The following is a 16,021-nucleotide window of genomic DNA, read 5'->3' as shown; positions in this document are numbered from 1 at the left end:
CGCTCGCCGCTGTAGCTCGTCGCTCTCTCCCGATGCCACGACTGCCCTCCTCGGAAATGTGATGAACAAAAAATGGCCTGCATCAGCAGGCCATTTTTGCGTTGAGGTGGAGAGAACTATCAGTATCCTCTTGTTCCCATGTGTCCGCGGGTCGAACTGGTGTATGAACCCATGGTCCCCTTGCCGCCTGTTCCATAGGTGCCACCCATTGAGCCGCCAGTGCCCATGGAGCCGCCGGTGCCGCCGCCGGTGCCCATGTCCGACCCGTAAGAGCCGCCTGTCGATCCGCCGGTGCCTGTGCCTGTTTCAGTGCCGCCGGTAGAACCGCCGGAGGTCGAGCCGCCACTGCCGGTGCCGTAAGTATCGCTGGTTGAACCACCCATGCTGCCGCCGATGCTGCCGCCGGTGCTGCTGCCTGTATCGCTGCCGTAGGAGCCCGTCGTCGAACCACCGGAACCGCTGCCAGTCATGCCGGAAGAAGTATCGGAGCCGGAAGAGCTGCCCATACTGCTACCGCTGGTACTTGCGCTGAAAGCAAATCCTGATAGAGCAATCAACGCTGCAGCGGTGAAAACCAGGCGTTTTACATTCTTCATCGTTGTTCCTCCTCTTTCTGTTTGTTTTTTGCGCATGGTAATCGGTAGCGCAAGGCTATAGATGAAACTATATCATTTGGATTAGCATGTTCAAATTTTAATTGCAATTGGTGTGATGGTATGTGTAGTGATGTCGCAAACAGACATCATAGCCGGAAGGTCACATCCAGGTAGTGGCTGTTTATACTAAGTTTTTAAACCTATGGTTTAATGTCATCCATCCCCAGTCTGGCCATCTTTTTATAGAGGGCGGTACGATGGATGCCCAGCATGCGGGCCGCCAACGCCCGGTTGCCCTCGGCGGTCTGCAGGGCCGATTCGATGGCGGTGCGTTCCGCCTGGGCAAGCTGCTCCTCCAGCGTTCCGGAAACTGCCGCATTGAGCCCTTTGTGGAGGGTGGGGGGGAGATGGTGCGGCTCGATGGTCAGCCCCTGGGCCTTCCAGGCCATCTGGCGCATGAGGCTGCGCAGTTCTCGCACGTTTCCCGGCCAATTATGGGACATGAGAGCGTCAAGGGCTGCCGGGGAGACCTTCGGCGTGGGAAGTCGTTCGCGACGGGAGATTTCAGTCAGAAAGTGTTTGGCAAGAAACGGTATATCTTCGGGGCGTGAGCGCAGGGGAGGAAGCTCAATGGGGAACTCGTTGATACGGTAATAAAGATCGCTGCGGAACCTGCCGCTGTTGACGATGGTTCCAAATTCGCGGTTGGTGGCGGCCACTAAGCGGAAATCCACCGGTACGGGGGTTGTGCCTCCCAGGCGGTCGATCTTGCGATCTTCGAGGACCCGCAGCAGCTTGGCCTGGCTGTCCAGGGGGAGCTCCCCTACCTCGTCGAGAAAAAGGGTTCCACCATTTGCCAGTTCGAATTTCCCGGGTTTTCCACGCTTTTTTGCTCCGCTGAAGGCCCCTTCTTCGTAGCCGAACAGTTCCGACTCGATCAGATCGCGGGGAATGGCGCCGCAGTTGATGGCGACAAAGGGGCCTTTCCTGCGCCGCGATGCCTCGTGGAGGGCCTGGGCGAAGAGTTCCTTGCCGGTGCCGCTCTCTCCCAGAATCAGAACGGTGGCGGAAGAATCGGCAATGCGGCGCGCCTGGTCAATGAGATCCAGCATGGCCGGGTTCTTTGTGAGGATATTGTCGAAAGAGCAGCGATGCACGCGCATCTCGTCCAGCAGGGTTTCGTAGCGCTCCACCTGTAGCTCCATGGCCCGCATCCGCCCGGCCAATTCTTCCACCTGTTCGGTGTTTTTGAAGAGGATTCTGCCGAAGGCGCCGATGACTCTGTTTTCCCGCCTGATGGGAAGATTTACCGTCACCTTGGTTTTGCCGCGCAGATCGACCACCTGGGCGCGTTCGGGCACGCCGGTGCGGGCCACATCCGACAGATGACTCTTGGGAGCGATATTCGTGAGATCCAGTCCCATCCCTCCACCGCTCTTGAGCCCTAGCCAGCGTTCATTGGACGAACTGAGCAGCGTCACCTTACCCTTGGTATCCACAACCGTCAATCCCTCGTAAGGGTTATCCAGAACAAGCCGGACCATTTCCTCATTGAGGGTGGAGATCCCGTAGGGACCCAGTATCTGATCGGCAGTCCGGACCGGCCGGATGACCAGCACCTGGACCCGCCCGTCACAACCTTCTGCCTGAACGAACCATTCCTTCCCCCAAAAAGCCCATTCCCCCGGGTTCAGTTCCCGCAGCTCCCGGGGAAGCATAGCTCCCTCATTGATGTCCAGACCTGCATGCTCGAAGAAGTCTCTGTTTAGAGCGGCAACCTGCCCGACCTCGTTCATAAATATGATTCCGCAGCGGCAATAGGCGGCCTTCCTGAGTTCGGTTTCCATGGAAAGTGTATCCATAGGTCAACATGTCTCCTTTTGGATACGCCTCGCGCAGACGGTTTGGCGGTGGGGCGAGGCATGGTTGTAGACATATGTCTACATAATGTTATTTGTAGCACAGGGTATTGTGATTGTATATAGCAAAAATAGCTTTAAATTACGGTATGTTATAAAATATATTCGCTGCTGAATAAGTTGGCACGTTCAGTGTAATAAAAAAGCGTTATAAAGAAGACATTTCCGATGCACCCAGGAGGAACAAGAATGTTTACCCATAACGAAGAGATTCGCATTGCCGCGGATACCATCCGTCAGGCGGCGCGGGAGCGGATAGCTCCCCTGGCCGCAACTATCGACGCCACCGGGGAGCTCAACCCAGAAGTGGCGACCCTGCTTTGGGACCTGGGACTGATGACCCTGGTCTTTCCCCCGGAACATGGGGGGGCGGAGCAGAGCCAGGGGACGCTCCTTTGTACGGCAGTGGAGGAAATCGCCCGCCATTGCGCCTCGTCGGCACTGCTGTTGATCATCCAGGCCGTGGGGAGCTATCCCTTGCTCCATGGCGGCAGCAAAGAGCTCCTTGGCCGGGTGCTTCCGCGGATCGTTGCCGAGCGTGAACTGGCCGCCTACCTCGTTTCCGAGCCCGGGGCCGGGTCCGACGTGGGAAATATCCGCACCACTGCCGTGAGGGACGGCAACCACTATGTCATTTCCGGCACCAAATGCTTCTCCACCAACGGCCCCGTCGCCTCCTTCTATACGGTTCTTGCCCGCACCTCCGAGAACGGGCGCAATGGCCTGACCTTTTTCCTGGTGGAGCGGGACACTCCGGGCTTTAGCGTGGGCAAGATCGAGAAGAAACTCGGGCAGCGTGGTTCCAAGACCTCGGAGATGTACCTGGATGAGGTGCGGGTCCCTGTGGGGAACCTGCTGGGCGAGGAAAACAAGGGCTTTCACCTGGCCATGAAGGACTTCGACATGTCCCGGCCCGCCATAGGCGCCCAGGCACTGGGCATCGCCGAAGGGGCCTTCGACCAGATGCTCCGCCATGCCAGGGAAAGAAAGACCTTCGGCCAGGCCCTCTGCGAGCACCAGATGATTCAGCAGATCATCGCCGACAGCGCCACGGCCATAGAGGCTGCCCGTGGTCTGGTTTACCGGTCGGCCGCCCTCTATGACCAGGGGCAGCGCAACACCAAGCTCGCTTCCATGGCCAAGCTTTTTGCCTCCGACGCAGCCATGAAGATCACAACCGACGCCATCCAGGTCTTCGGCGGCTATGGCTATATGCAGGACTATCCGGTGGAGCGGATGTTCCGGGATGCCAAGCTCACCCAGATATTCGAAGGGGCGAATCAGATCCAGCGGCTGGTCATCGCCAGGGAAATACTGAAAGAGGCTGTCTGAAAAGAATAGGCGGACAGCAGAGAAAAATAAGGTTCATCCGGGAACTTGATGGAAAAAAGGCAGTCGCGACATCGTCCGTTCGCTCTGTCGCCACAGCTGCGGACCTTGCGGTGCCGCCCGCGTAATGGTGACGATGCTCGAACTGGCGAATTGCCTCCGTTCCACGTGCGGCGGGTGTCCGCTCGCCGCTGTAGCTCGTCGCTCTCTCCCGATGCCACGACTGCCTTCCCGGAAATATCCGAATACTGAAATAAGGAGACGACCAATGAAACACCTGACCGAAGAACAGCGATTAACCGTAGAAATGGTGCGCGACGTGGCCAACCGCGAACTGGCGCCCAGAGCCCAGGAGCTCGACGAGAAATCCCTTTTCCCCGAACATGCCCGGGACCTTTTTGCCCAGTTGGGGCTCTTGAATCCGCTGCTGCCTGTCGCATACGGCGGCACCGAGATGGGTATATCCACCGTCGTCCTGGTGCTGGAGGAGATCGCCCGCGTCTGCGCCTCAACGGCGCTGCTTCTCATCGGCCAGTTCGACGGCATGCTCCCCATCATCCATGGCGGCAGTCCGGCACTGAAAGAAAAATTCCTCCCCAGATTCAGTGGTGAATCCAAGCTGCTCACCGCCCTCGGCGCCACCGAGCCGAACGCCGGCTCCGACCTTTTGAACATGAAGACCCGCGCCGAGCGTAAGGGGGACAAGTACGTCATTAACGGCCAGAAATGCTTCATCACCAACGGCTCCGTCGCCGACGTCACTGTCGTTTACGCCTATACCGACCCCTCTAAGGGGGCCAAGGGGATCAGCGCCTTTGTCGTGGAACGGGGGACACCAGGCCTCATCTATGGCCGCGATGAGGTCAAGATGGGGATGCGCGGCTCCATTAACTCTGAGCTCTTTTTCGAGAACATGGAAGTTCCCGCCGAGAACCTGATCGGTGAAGAGGGGACCGGCTTCGCCAACCTCATGCAGACCCTCTCCGTGAACCGGATATTCTGCGCCGCCCAGGCGGTGGGTATTGCCCAGGGAGCCCTGGAGATCGCCATGAACCATGCCCGGGAGCGGGTCCAGTTCGGCCAGACCATAGCCCACCTGACCCCCATCCAGTTCATGATCGCCGACATGGCCACTGCCGTGGAGGCATCGCGGCTCTTGACCAGGAAGGCCGCCCAGCTGGTGGACGAACACGATAAAAGCGCCGTTATCTATGGGGGGATGGCGAAAACCTTTGCCAGCGACACTGCCATGCAGGTGACCACCGATGCGGTCCAGGTGTTGGGGGGCTCCGGCTACATGAAAGAGAACAACGTGGAGCGAATGATGCGCGACGCCAAGCTGACCCAGATCTACACAGGCACCAACCAGATCACCCGCATGGTTACCGGCAGGGCCTTATTGCTCCAGTAGGGGGCCTACAGGGCGTTCATTGCCGACACAATTCATCAAAGGAGTCATCGCTATGGACAGCGTAAAAAATGCCAAAAGCGGCTATGAACTGGAATATCGGCAGAAATTATGCTCTCCGGAAGAAGCTGCATCCGTTGTCAAATCTGGAGACGCACTCTGCTTTCCCATCAGTGTCGGCGAGCCGACGCTCCTCGTCAGGGCGCTGGCGGCACGCAAACACGAACTGGATGGGGTAATCGTCAATCAGCAGCACCACCTCTGTCCCGACTATTTCACTGAAGACTCGTCCCCGCACATCCGGGTCAACGCCTGGTTCACCAGCCATGTTTCCCGGGAGGCGGTGCAGAAGGGGTGGGCCGATTTTATACCCAATTATTTTCACGAGGTCCCCAGGTTGCTGCGGGAATACTGGCCTATCGACTTGGCCGGGACGGTGGTATCCCCCATGGATGAGCACGGTTACTTCACCTGCAGCCTGTCGGTGGCCTATACCATGGAGGCGGTCAAGAAGGCGAAGAAGGTGGTGGTGCAGGTGAACCCCCAGGCGCCGCGGACACATGGCAATTGCCATATCCACATTTCCGAGGTGGACCACATCATCGAGTGCGCGGAGCCCCTGGAGGAACTGACCATTCCCCCCATCTCACCGGTGGAGGAGGCCATAGGGGGCTACATAGCCGAACTGGTGGAGGACGGATCGTGTTTGCAGCTTGGCTGGGGCGGCATCCCCAATTCGGTCTGCAAGGCGCTCTTGCACAAGAAGGATCTGGGAATCCATACGGAGCTCCTCTCCGACGGCATGGTCGATCTCATCCTGGCGGGCGCGGTCAACAACTCCCGCAAGCAGACCCACCGGGGCAAGTCGGTGGCGACCTTTGCCCTGGGGACGCGACGCCTCTACGAGTTCATGGACGAAAATCCCACCATCGAAATGCACCCGGTGGACTATGTGAACTACCCCCACAACATCGGCAAGAACGACAAGGTGGTTTCCATCAACGCGACCCTGGAGGTGGACCTGCTCGGCCAGTGCTGTTCCGAATCCTTCGGCCATCTGCAGTGGAGCGGTACCGGCGGCCAGGCAGATTTTGCCCGTGGGGCTAATATCTCCCATGGGGGCAAAGGCTTCATCACCACTGCTTCCACCGCTAAAAACGGCACCATCTCGCGGATTGTGCCGACCCTCAAGCCGGGGGCGTCGGTGACGACCGGCAAGAATGACGTGGACTACGTGGTCACCGAATTCGGGGTGGCGAAGCTCAGGGGGCAGACTGCCCGGCAACGGGCGCTTAATCTCATCAGCGTCGCCCATCCCGACTTTCGCCGGGAACTGACGGAAGCGGCGCGCAGCATGAACAGAATTTAAATCATGAACCTTTTGAGGCATGACACAGGAGGCGATACAGATGCGCAGACTCTTTATGTATACCATGGCCGCAGTGATGCTGGCAGTTTCGGCGGCGGCCCAGGAAATTCCCCGGGATGTGCCCCAGACTACCTACAATTGCGACTTCGATCCGGCCTGCGAGGTGAGCCCCGGCATTTACGGCAAGATGGCCTCCCCGGTCAGCAGCAAATTCAAGTTGTCCATTGGCGGCTTCGTCAAGCTGGACTACATCTACAACTCGGTCAATCTGGGTTCGGCCAACACCATCGGCACGGTTGCCACTTTGCAGCCGAATGGCATACCCAAATCCAGTTCTGTTGCAGGCAAACAGGACCAATCCCTGTTCAGCGCCCGCCAGAGCCGTCTCTGGTTCAAGGCCGACGGTCCGCCTCTCCTGGGGGCCAAGACCGGCGCCCTCATCGAAACCGATTTCTTCGGCTCGGGGGGGAGCAGCGCCGAATCGGCAAACATGCGGATTCGGCTCGCCTACGGCTCCCTCGACTGGGCCGATACTCAGCTGCTCTTCGGCCAGTCCTGGGACCTCTTTGCCCCGGCGGCTGCCTCGACTCTCGACTTCGGCCACGGCCAGACGGCGGGCAATCCCACTACGCCGCGCGTCCCCCAGTTGCGGGTGACCCGGAAGGTGAACCTGGACGACCGGAACTCCCTGAAGTTGATCGCCGCCCTGCAGAACCCCATTCAGAACAGCAATACGGCCAACGGCACCCCCGGTGAGACCTGGGGGGCCAAGCCCAATATTGCCGGACAGGCCATGTTCGTCAGCAAGGCCCTGGGGGTCGCCCCTGGTTTCTGGGGGCTGCCCATGAATTCGTTCACCGCCGGTCTCTTCGGCCTGTACGGGAATCAGGAGGTGGCGGGCAATGCCCATACGGTGGACTCCTGGGGCTACGGTTTCTACACCTTCGTTCCGCTCCTGAAGTCCGCCGACGGCAAAAGCAGAAAGATGACCGCCTCCTTCGAGGGGCAGGCCTATACGGCCGCCAACATGGCCTTCAACTATGCCACGGTCAGTCCTCTGGTGGGACCGGCGGGGGACAAGACCGGCGCCAAAGGGTACGGGTATTTCGGCCAGGCCATCTTCTATCCCCTCCAGAACCTGGGCTTTACCGCCGGCTACGGCATGCGCGGGGCGCGGAACCAGGCCAGCTACGTGAAGAGCGGCATCAAGGACTTCCAGAGATCCAGCTCCCAGGCCTATGCCAACGTTGCCTACGACCTGAACGCCGCCGTCAGGGTTGCCACGGAATACCAGTACGTGAGCACCCGCTATGGCAATGTCACCGCCGGCACTTCCGACCTGGGGCACGCCAATGTCTTCCGTTTTTCGCTGATTTACTTTTTCTAGCCTGGGGGGATTACATGACAGGTTACCGCGTTGCAGTGCTGTTTCTCTTGCTGATTGCTGCCGGATGCGCCGAAAACCGGGCGGTCGCCGATCGCGGGGGATACGTGGAGATCAACAACCCCACACTGACCCTCTATCCCGGCGCGCCTGAAAAGATCTGGGTGCCGCGGGAATCGGTCGATCACGGGGTGCCCCTGGGGGGGCAGCTGTTGAAGAAGGGCTACGATGCCGTGGCAGGGGGGGTAGGGGAGGACGCCGAACCGGCGCCTTCCCCGGTTTCCCGGCCTCTTCCGGATCGTGATCCCCGGGAGGTCTACCGGGAAAACCAGTTCCGCTGAAGAGATTTTACGGCAAGGGGCGCTCAACCTGATCAAATTCGCCCACCCAGGCCCATTGCGGCTTCCGGGGGTAACTGATCAAGGCGGCTCACCCCATTGGCAGGATCCTGGTTGTACAGTTAAATTCCCTTTACATCCGTACCCTTTGTCGATTACTGTCCAGTCAGCAAGGCAATGCGGCAAGGAAAGAATGAGGGGGAGCCATGGAAGAAATCACCGCCAGTTCCTGGACCAGATTCATCAAAAACGGTTATCGCATCTTCCTCGGCTCCGGAGCCTCCTGTCCCCATACGCTCATCGAACATTTCCTGGAGTCGGCCAGGTACTTCATGGACCTGGAGCTGGTCTACCTGCTCACCATCGGCGAGACCCCCTGGACCGATCCAAAATACGAGCACAGCCTGCGGGTCAATACCTTCTTTCTCGACCAGGGAACCAGGGACGCCGTGCGATCCGGCCGGGCCGACTACACCCCCTGTTTCCTCTCGGAAATTCCGGCGCTTTTCACGGAAGATGTGCTTCCCGTGGATGTAGCCCTCATCCAGGTCACTCCCCCCGACGCCCAAGGCTATTGCTCCCTCGGGGTCGCCGTGGACATCGTCCTGGCGGCGGCCAAATCGGCCAAATACATCATCGCCCAGATCAACGACCAAATGCCGCGCACCTTCGGCCAATGCTATCTGCATCAGGACGAGATCGCGGCATTCATGCGAGTTTCCCAGCCCCTCCCCCAGGTGCCCGCCTTCGAGATGGACGAGGTGACCCTGCAGATCGGCAAGTATGTCTCCCTCCTCATCGAGGACGGCTCCACCCTTCAGGCGGGGATCGGCAAGATCCCCGATGCGGTGCTGCGCCGATTGACCGGCTACAACGACCTGGGGGTCCACACGGAAATGTTCAGCGACGGGCTCTTGAACCTGTACAAGAACGGCAACATCACCAACCGGTTCAAGGGGCTGCACGAGGGGAAAACCGTCGCTTCCTTCTGTTTCGGCAGCCAGGAGGTCTACGACTTCGTGGACAACAATCCCCACGTGGAATTTCACGGCACCGCCTATGTGAACAACCCTTCGGTCATCGCCCAGAACCGCAAGATGGTCTCCATCACCAGCGCCACCCAGGTTGATCTTACCGGGCAGATCGTCTCCGATTCGGTGGCAGGGCAGTTCTACAGCGGACTTGGCGGTCAGGTGGACTTCATCCGCGGTGCGGGCATGAGCCCCGGCGGGCGCCCCATCATCGCCATGCCTTCCACGGCGCAGAATGGAACCATTTCACGTATCGTCCCGGTGGTCAGCCCCGGCGCGGGTGTTGGCGCCACCAGGGGGGACGTGCATTACGTGGTGACCGAATACGGGATCGCCACCCTGCGCGGCCGCAGCATCCGCGAGCGGGTCATGGAACTGATCCAGATCGCCCATCCCAAGTTCCGGGACCAGCTCCTGGACGACATGCTGAAATCCTACAAAGTCCCCGCCTATCAACGGGATACACCGGCACCGGTCAAGGAACTGGGGGAGACGGAGGTCATCAGGCTGGCTGTGAAGGGGGAGGACTACTTCCTGCGCCCCCTGCGCCCTTCGGACCAGCGGCGCTTGCAGACCTTTTTCTATTCCCACGACAAGGCGACCCTCTTCCAGCGCTACCGGAACGAACCGAAGAAAATGGGTACGGCCAAGGCTTACCGCCTGGTGAATACTGACCTGAGCAGGGACATGGCGTTGTGCATCGTGGAGCGCCAGGGCCCCCGGGAGGTGATCCTGGCCGTGGGGCGCTACTACGTACTGGACGGGGGAGAAGAGGCGGAAGCGGCCTTCGTCGTTCATGAATCCATGCGAGACAAGGGATTTGCCAGCCTGCTCCTGGAGAAGCTCATCCAGATCGCCCGCAGCAGAAAGCTGAAGGTGCTGATCGGTAACGTCCGTGCCGACAACCCCCCCATGCGGCGAGTATTCGAAAAGTTCTATTTCACGGCGGCCCCTGCGGAAGACCCCTCTGAGCTGCGCTACCTGCTTACCCTGGAGGATCATGCGGAGCCTTGAGAAGCGATTTCCCTCGGGAGAGGGGCGCTTCGCGCTCTTTTCACATCCCGACTGCCTCCTGCACCGAGTGGGGGAAGGCCACCCGGAAACTCCCGCCCGCCTGGAGAGTATTCTGCGGGGATGTGCCGCCTTGCCCGACTCCCTTCCCGTGTCCTTTCAGGTTCCACCTCCGGCTACCTTGGCGCAGCTGCAACTGGTTCATGAAGAGAAGTACCTGCTGGACCTGGAGGCAGCCTGCCGACAGAAGGACTCCCTTTTCATGACCCCCGACAATCATATCTGCCCCGATACCTTCCGGGCTGTGCTTGCCGCCGCTGGTTGCGCCCTGGCCCTGGGGGAGACTCTGCTGGAGAACGGCGCCGGCTTTGCCCTGGTCCGTCCGCCGGGACACCATGCTGGCAGAAGGAGCGCCGAGGGGTTCTGCTTCGTCAACCATATCGCCCTGGCCATTGAGACCATCAGGAAACGGCACCCGGCTGCGAATTTTCTCGTGGTGGATTTCGATGTCCATCACGGCAACGGCATCGATTACATCTACTACAACGACCCCACGGTCTTTTACTACTCCCTCCATGGCACCCCCGATCATATCTACCCCCATTCCGGTTATGTCCATGAAACCGGTCAGGGGCCGGGGGCGGGTTTCACCTGCAACATCACTCTTCCCCTGGAGACGTCGGGGGACGAATGGCTGCGCCAGTTTAGCGACAACCTGCGCCAGGCGGTCCGCAAGATCCAGCCGGACTACGTTTTGGTAGGGGCCGGCTTCGATGCCCATTGCCAGGACCCTTTCGGGGTGATGAACGTGGAAGACCGGCACTTTCTCCAGGCGGTGCGCCTCATCCAGGAAACGGCGCGGGACTACTGCGGAGGGAAAGCCGGTTTCTTCCTGGAGGGGGGCTATTCCACCGCAGTCCTTGAACGGCTGGTGCCGGAAATCATCACCATCCTCGCCACCAGGGCCAATTCTTTCGCCTGCTGATCCTGATTCTCAACCTTTCTTTTCTTTTTCAGCTTTACCATCGCGGCAGCCTCCTTCTTCCAAAACTAATTGAGCATCGCCTTCCGCCGGCCTCTCAAATCCCTCCATTGAGGTTTGCAGCATCGGCTCCGCCCGGCAATGTAGCCATTGGGGAACATGTCTTCCGTTGGCTACACCCGAGGAGGACCGCTGGTGGCGGGACAAGGGTGAATCGTCTCTGGGCGGCTACAACATGTGATTTGTAATACATGGTATCGGATAATATCTCTCCAGAAAAGTCTTTAAAATCAAATTATTGCAACTGGTGATAGAATAAATAAAATTGGCACACTCAATGTAGTAAAAAAGTGTTATATAAATTGGAGGCGTTCATGCAGCCCCTCTGCCACTGAAAAGGAGAAATTACATGCTGGATGACAGACACTATACCTACGATATTTCCATGTTCCGCGACACCTTTGAAAACGACTTCACCTATCTCAACGGCTTTCTCAGGAATACCCACCGCTATGCCGACCGCACCGCGCTGACATGTTACCTGCGCAATCGCCAGTGGACCTACCGGGCGCTCAACGAGGACTGCAACCGCCTGGCTCATGCCCTTATAAAAGATGGCGTCGGCAAGGCCGACATCGTCATGTACCAGTTGTACAACTGTGCTGAATGGGTCTTCATCTACCTGGCTCCCCAGAAGATCGGCGCCATCAACTGTCCGATCAACTTTCGCCTCTCCTACGGTGAGACCGCGACAATCATCGACGACAGCAAGCCCAAAGTCTTTTTCTATGACGGAGCCGATGGGGAGGCGGCGGAAAAGGCGCTCAACACGGCACAGCATAAGCCGAAAACGGTGGTCATGGTCGATACCTTCGGCACAGCCAAACCCTTTGCCGGTGCCGTCTCCTTCGAGGACTACGTGCGCGACCAACCCCATACCAATCCGGACATTCCCCGTCCCACCCATATCTACGACGAGGTGACACGCCTCTACACCTCGGGCACGACGGGACGCCCCAAGGGGGTGCCCCTGAACAACATCAACGAGATCTTCAGCGCCCACGACGTCATAATGCATTTTCCCCTCTCCCCCAGGGACAAGACCCTGAACATGACCCCCTGGTTTCACCGGGGAGGGCTCTATGCCGGGGGGCCCAATCCCACCCTTTACGTGGGGGGGGAACTGGTGCCCCTGCGCCACTTCGACGCGGCAACGGTGGTGAATCTTACCGAGGAGCACGGCCTCAGCTTCCTTATCGGCGCCCCGGTCACACTGTCGGCACTGGCCGACGAGCAGCAGAAAAAACGCCGGGACCTGAGCCGATTGAAGGGAATCGTCACCATGGGAGCTCCCCTGGAGCGGGCGGCCTGCATCAGGTTTCAGGAGGTGCTCACTCCCAACATCTTCAACGGCTATGGCAGCACGGAAGCCTTCTGGAATACCTTCCTGCGCCCCTACGACCTGCCGGAGATGGCCGGATCGGCAGGACGGTCCTGCACCGACGACGACATGGCGGTGGTAAAAGTATACCCGGACCGGCTGGCGGAACCGGACGACCACGTGGCGAAGGACGGCAACGAGGTGGGGGAGGTGATCGTCCGGGCGGCGGGCAAGTGCTCGTTTACCTACGTCAACCGTCCGGAGGATGCCAAGGCGAAGTATTACAAGGGCTGGCTCTACATCGGCGACCTCTGCACCTGGAACGAGGAGGAGTTCATGACCGTCGTCGGCAGGAAAGACGACATGTTCATCTCCGGCGGCGAAAACATTCATCCGGTCCAGGTAGAAGCGGTTCTCAACGAGCATCCCCAGGTGATCAACAGCTTGGTGGTGGGGATGCCCGACCCCAAATGGGGGCAGATGGTGGTCGCCTACGTGATAAAGTCCGACGGGTCATTAACCGCCAAGGGGCTGGACGAATTCTGCCTGCAACATCCCATGCTGGCCAATTACAAGCGGCCCAGATACTACCGGTTTGTGGACACCCTCCCCATGACCGCTACGGGAAAACTGCTCCACTACAAGGCGAAGGTCCAGGTGCAGGAGGATGCCCTGGCGGGGTTGTTCGAGAAGGTATAGCCAGTTTATCTGCTCCAGAAGTCTGTCTCTAAGGGCCGGCATCCCTGCTTATACAGCGTGGGGTGCCGGCCCTTTTTTGTTCATCCGGTAGATCCGTTGTCTCTGTTCCACGTGCGGCGGGTGTCCGCTCGCCGCTGCAGCTCGTCGCCCTCTCCCGATGCCACGACTGCCTTCCCCGGAAATTTGGGTGCGGAATATTCAACAGGGGTGCACGATATTCTCTAATTCCTGGGACGAAAGCACCTCCTCTTTCTCACAAATATCTTTGTTTTCAATGTCTTGTAACCCGTGAGAGCAGCTGGCAAGCTTATTGCTGATACCGATGGAAAGCAACTACAGGTCGCTGTAACCAATGACAGGTAAAGGCATATGAAAAAACGTATCATTAATATTCTTCTGGTTGTCGCCGTGGTCGCCCTGATGGTCTACCTCGCCTTCCAGGTCAAGATCAAGCAACCCCCCGAGGAAGTGGCCGTGCTGAAAACCATGGGCATGACCTGCGGGAGTTGCGCCGGCAAGATCGAGAATGCCCTTCTCCGTCTGCCTGGCACGGTCGGTGTCGAAGTTGACGTGGCAGGCGGGTGGGTGCTGGTCGGCTATCGTTCGGCATCCGCCAAGCCCGAGACTTTTGCGGCGGCAGTTAACGGCGCCGGCTTCAGGAGCTGGCTGATGGAAAAGATGACCATTGCCGACTTTAAAAAAGTAACAGGACGGGATTTCGGAGCGAAAGGCTCGAAAAAAGGGGGCTGCAAGGGGGGCTGCGGCAGTTAGCAGTCCTTGCGGCACTTCAATAAAAACGGGATGAGGAGGAGACAGCGGTGAATCACGGCACGAACACTATGGGTACAGGTCTGCGTCTGGGCATTTTTACGGGGTTATTGATTCTGGTGGGGGTGGCGACGGTCTTCGCCCTGAACATCCCGGGCTTTTCCAAGGTGGAGAAGGTCAAGGCGGTCAACGGGGTGGTCTCCATTCCGGTGGCCAAGGTTTCCGACGGCGAGGCCCATTTCTACCGCATCAAGGAAGGCGGCAAGGATATAGGGTTCTTTATCGTCAAGGGTGCCGACGGTGCTCTGCATACCGCCTTCGACAGCTGTGACGTCTGTTACAAGGCGAAGAAGGGCTATGAGCAGAAGGGGGACTTCATGGTCTGCAAGAACTGCAATCAGCGCTTCGCCATTGCCAAGATAGGTCCACACGCGGTGGGGGGCTGCAATCCATCCTACCTCCCCAGCACCATTCAGGGAGGCAGCGTAATTATCAAATCGGGAGACCTGCAGAGCGGCGCAAAATACTTTTAGCAAGTTAAGCGGGAAGGAATATGAAACTCCATACCATTTCCATCAACAACCTGAAGCGACGTAAGACGAAAATGGCTTTTCTCACCATCGGCCTGATGGTGGGAATCGCCACCATCGTCACCCTCGTCACCCTGACCCGCTCCATGTCCAGCGACATCGAGCGGAAGATGGATGAATTCGGTGCCAACATCCTGGTTACTCCCCAGAGTAACGGCCTGTCCATGAATTACGGCGGCATCAGCCTGGGAGGGGTCACCTTCGATCAGCGGGAGATACGGGAAGAGGACCTGGCAAAGATCAGGACCATCCGGAACAGCAAGAATATCTCCGCCATTGCCCCCAAGGTGTTGGGAGGAGTCAAGGTCGGCAGTCACGATGTCCTGCTGGTCGGGGTAGACTTCGCCAGCGAATTGAAAATGAAGCAGTGGTGGCAGATCTTTGGCGACGCACCCAAGGCGGATAATGAGGTGCTGCTGGGAAGCGATGCTTCCAAGGTGCTTAATGTGAGCTCCGGCGAAAGCATCCGGATCAAGGGGGAGAGCTTTACGGTCGCCGGCGTCCTGGATCAGACCGGCTCCCAGGACGACGCTCTCGTCTTCGCATCCCTGCCGATGGCCCAGAAGATTCTCGGCAAGGAAGGGAAGATCACCCTGGCAGAGGTGGCGGCCCTTTGTTCCGGCTGTCCCATCGGTGACATGGTGACCCAGATTGCCGAAAAGCTGCCCGAAGCGAAGGTGTCGGCAATCCAGCAGGTGGTGGAAGGGCGGCTCAAGGCCTTGGACCAGTTCAAGCGCTTCTCCTATGCCATGGCCGGGGTGGTCGTTTTTATCGGTTCGCTGATCGTCTTCGTCACCATGATGGGGAGCGTCAACGAGCGCACCACGGAGATCGGCGTCTTCAGGGCGATTGGCTTCCGCAAGAGCCATATTATGCGCATTATCTTGCTGGAAGCGGCCCTGGTCAGCTTACTGGCCGGGGTATTGGGATATGCAGCAGGCATGGGAGGAGCTAAACTGGCACTTCCATTCATGGCTGAAACCAAGAATGCACACCTGGTGTGGGATGCAACTGTAGCTGTCGGCTCAATCGGCTTGGCAGTGATACTGGGTCTTGTGGCAAGCCTTTATCCTGCGCTGCATGCCAGTAAGATGGATCCGACTGAGGCATTGAGAGCTTTATGAGTAACTCTCCCTGCCTCCTTTAGGCCCTGTGGATCCTCTTAACTTAAGAGGGGGAACCGACGCTCCTCCCCTTAGATTGAGGGGAGGCCGGG

Annotated in this window: 13 protein-coding genes; 11 read left to right on the top strand and 2 right to left on the bottom strand. The window is 58.7% G+C overall.

Features of this window, described 5'->3' with window-relative positions; translation table 11 throughout:
* Positions 1-119 precede the first annotated feature (119 nt).
* Complete coding sequence (locus ML541_RS06025; RefSeq protein ID WP_243371682.1) at positions 120-596, bottom strand: hypothetical protein; 477 nt, start codon at positions 594-596, stop codon at positions 120-122.
* Positions 597-796: 200 nt separating this feature from the next.
* On the bottom strand, positions 797-2,458 hold the full coding sequence (locus ML541_RS06020; RefSeq protein WP_243371681.1) for a sigma 54-interacting transcriptional regulator: 1,662 nt from the start codon (positions 2,456-2,458) through the stop codon (positions 797-799).
* Between the two features lie 246 nt (positions 2,459-2,704).
* Between ML541_RS06020 and ML541_RS06015 the strand changes: the two genes are divergently transcribed.
* The 11 genes from ML541_RS06015 (at position 2,705) to ML541_RS05965 (ending at position 15,929) form a co-directional block, all read left to right on the top strand.
* Complete coding sequence (locus ML541_RS06015) at positions 2,705-3,847, top strand: cyclohexane-1-carbonyl-CoA dehydrogenase (protein ID WP_243371680.1); 1,143 nt, start codon at positions 2,705-2,707, stop codon at positions 3,845-3,847.
* Positions 3,848-4,112: 265 nt separating this feature from the next.
* Positions 4,113-5,255 (top strand): cyclohex-1-ene-1-carbonyl-CoA dehydrogenase, encoded by a 1,143-nt coding sequence (locus tag ML541_RS06010; RefSeq protein ID WP_243371679.1) that lies wholly within the window; start codon positions 4,113-4,115, stop codon positions 5,253-5,255.
* A gap of 52 nt (positions 5,256-5,307) precedes the next feature.
* Positions 5,308-6,621, top strand: a complete 1,314-nt coding sequence (locus tag ML541_RS06005; RefSeq protein WP_243371678.1) for an acetyl-CoA hydrolase/transferase C-terminal domain-containing protein — start codon at positions 5,308-5,310, stop codon at positions 6,619-6,621.
* A gap of 40 nt (positions 6,622-6,661) precedes the next feature.
* The gene (locus tag ML541_RS06000; RefSeq protein WP_243371677.1) at positions 6,662-8,008 is read left to right on the top strand and encodes a hypothetical protein; all 1,347 of its coding nucleotides are present in this window, start codon (positions 6,662-6,664) and stop codon (positions 8,006-8,008) included.
* A gap of 14 nt (positions 8,009-8,022) precedes the next feature.
* A complete protein-coding gene (locus tag ML541_RS05995; RefSeq protein WP_243371676.1) occupies positions 8,023-8,346 on the top strand; it encodes a hypothetical protein in 324 nt (107 codons plus the stop codon).
* 203 nt (positions 8,347-8,549) lie between these two features.
* A complete protein-coding gene (locus ML541_RS05990) occupies positions 8,550-10,388 on the top strand; it encodes a GNAT family N-acetyltransferase (RefSeq protein ID WP_243371675.1) in 1,839 nt (612 codons plus the stop codon).
* Positions 10,375-11,370 carry a histone deacetylase gene (locus ML541_RS05985; RefSeq protein WP_243371674.1) on the top strand — a complete coding sequence of 332 codons (996 nt, stop codon included), beginning with the start codon at positions 10,375-10,377 and terminating at the stop codon, positions 11,368-11,370. The genes ML541_RS05990 and ML541_RS05985 overlap by 14 nt, the downstream gene beginning before the upstream one ends.
* Before the next feature lie 406 nt (positions 11,371-11,776).
* Positions 11,777-13,447: an AMP-binding protein gene (locus ML541_RS05980; RefSeq protein WP_243371673.1), complete on the top strand. Its 1,671-nt coding sequence runs from the start codon at positions 11,777-11,779 to the stop codon at positions 13,445-13,447.
* Between the two features lie 369 nt (positions 13,448-13,816).
* Positions 13,817-14,218: a heavy metal-associated domain-containing protein gene (locus tag ML541_RS05975; RefSeq protein WP_243371672.1), complete on the top strand. Its 402-nt coding sequence runs from the start codon at positions 13,817-13,819 to the stop codon at positions 14,216-14,218.
* A gap of 68 nt (positions 14,219-14,286) precedes the next feature.
* Entirely contained in the window at positions 14,287-14,748 is a 462-nt protein-coding gene (locus ML541_RS05970) for a DUF2318 domain-containing protein (protein ID WP_243371977.1), read from the top strand.
* 20 nt (positions 14,749-14,768) lie between these two features.
* Positions 14,769-15,929 (top strand): FtsX-like permease family protein, encoded by a 1,161-nt coding sequence (locus ML541_RS05965; protein WP_243371671.1) that lies wholly within the window; start codon positions 14,769-14,771, stop codon positions 15,927-15,929.
* The last annotated feature ends 92 nt before the right edge of the window (positions 15,930-16,021 follow it).

The sequence above is a fragment of the Geotalea sp. SG265 genome (genome assembly GCF_022808985.1).
GTDB lineage: Bacteria > Desulfobacterota > Desulfuromonadia > Geobacterales > Geobacteraceae > Geotalea.
Note: the sequence above shows the minus strand (reverse complement) of the source record. Positions and strands in the feature narration are given on the sequence as shown.

Excerpts from the sequence above, each read along its gene's own strand:
- ML541_RS06025 (WP_243371682.1), bottom strand. The coding sequence starts at position 596 with ATGAAGAATGTAAAACGCCTGGTTTTCACCGCTGCAGCGTTGATTGCT.
- ML541_RS06020 (WP_243371681.1), bottom strand. The coding sequence starts at position 2,458 with ATGGATACACTTTCCATGGAAACCGAACTCAGGAAGGCCGCCTATTGC.
- ML541_RS06015 (WP_243371680.1), top strand. The coding sequence starts at position 2,705 with ATGTTTACCCATAACGAAGAGATTCGCATTGCCGCGGATACCATCCGT.
- ML541_RS06010 (WP_243371679.1), top strand. The coding sequence starts at position 4,113 with ATGAAACACCTGACCGAAGAACAGCGATTAACCGTAGAAATGGTGCGC.
- ML541_RS06005 (WP_243371678.1), top strand. The coding sequence starts at position 5,308 with ATGGACAGCGTAAAAAATGCCAAAAGCGGCTATGAACTGGAATATCGG.
- ML541_RS06000 (WP_243371677.1), top strand. The coding sequence starts at position 6,662 with ATGCGCAGACTCTTTATGTATACCATGGCCGCAGTGATGCTGGCAGTT.
- ML541_RS05995 (WP_243371676.1), top strand. The coding sequence starts at position 8,023 with ATGACAGGTTACCGCGTTGCAGTGCTGTTTCTCTTGCTGATTGCTGCC.
- ML541_RS05990 (WP_243371675.1), top strand. The coding sequence starts at position 8,550 with ATGGAAGAAATCACCGCCAGTTCCTGGACCAGATTCATCAAAAACGGT.
- ML541_RS05985 (WP_243371674.1), top strand. The coding sequence starts at position 10,375 with ATGCGGAGCCTTGAGAAGCGATTTCCCTCGGGAGAGGGGCGCTTCGCG.
- ML541_RS05980 (WP_243371673.1), top strand. The coding sequence starts at position 11,777 with ATGCTGGATGACAGACACTATACCTACGATATTTCCATGTTCCGCGAC.
- ML541_RS05975 (WP_243371672.1), top strand. The coding sequence starts at position 13,817 with ATGAAAAAACGTATCATTAATATTCTTCTGGTTGTCGCCGTGGTCGCC.
- ML541_RS05970 (WP_243371977.1), top strand. The coding sequence starts at position 14,287 with ATGGGTACAGGTCTGCGTCTGGGCATTTTTACGGGGTTATTGATTCTG.
- ML541_RS05965 (WP_243371671.1), top strand. The coding sequence starts at position 14,769 with ATGAAACTCCATACCATTTCCATCAACAACCTGAAGCGACGTAAGACG.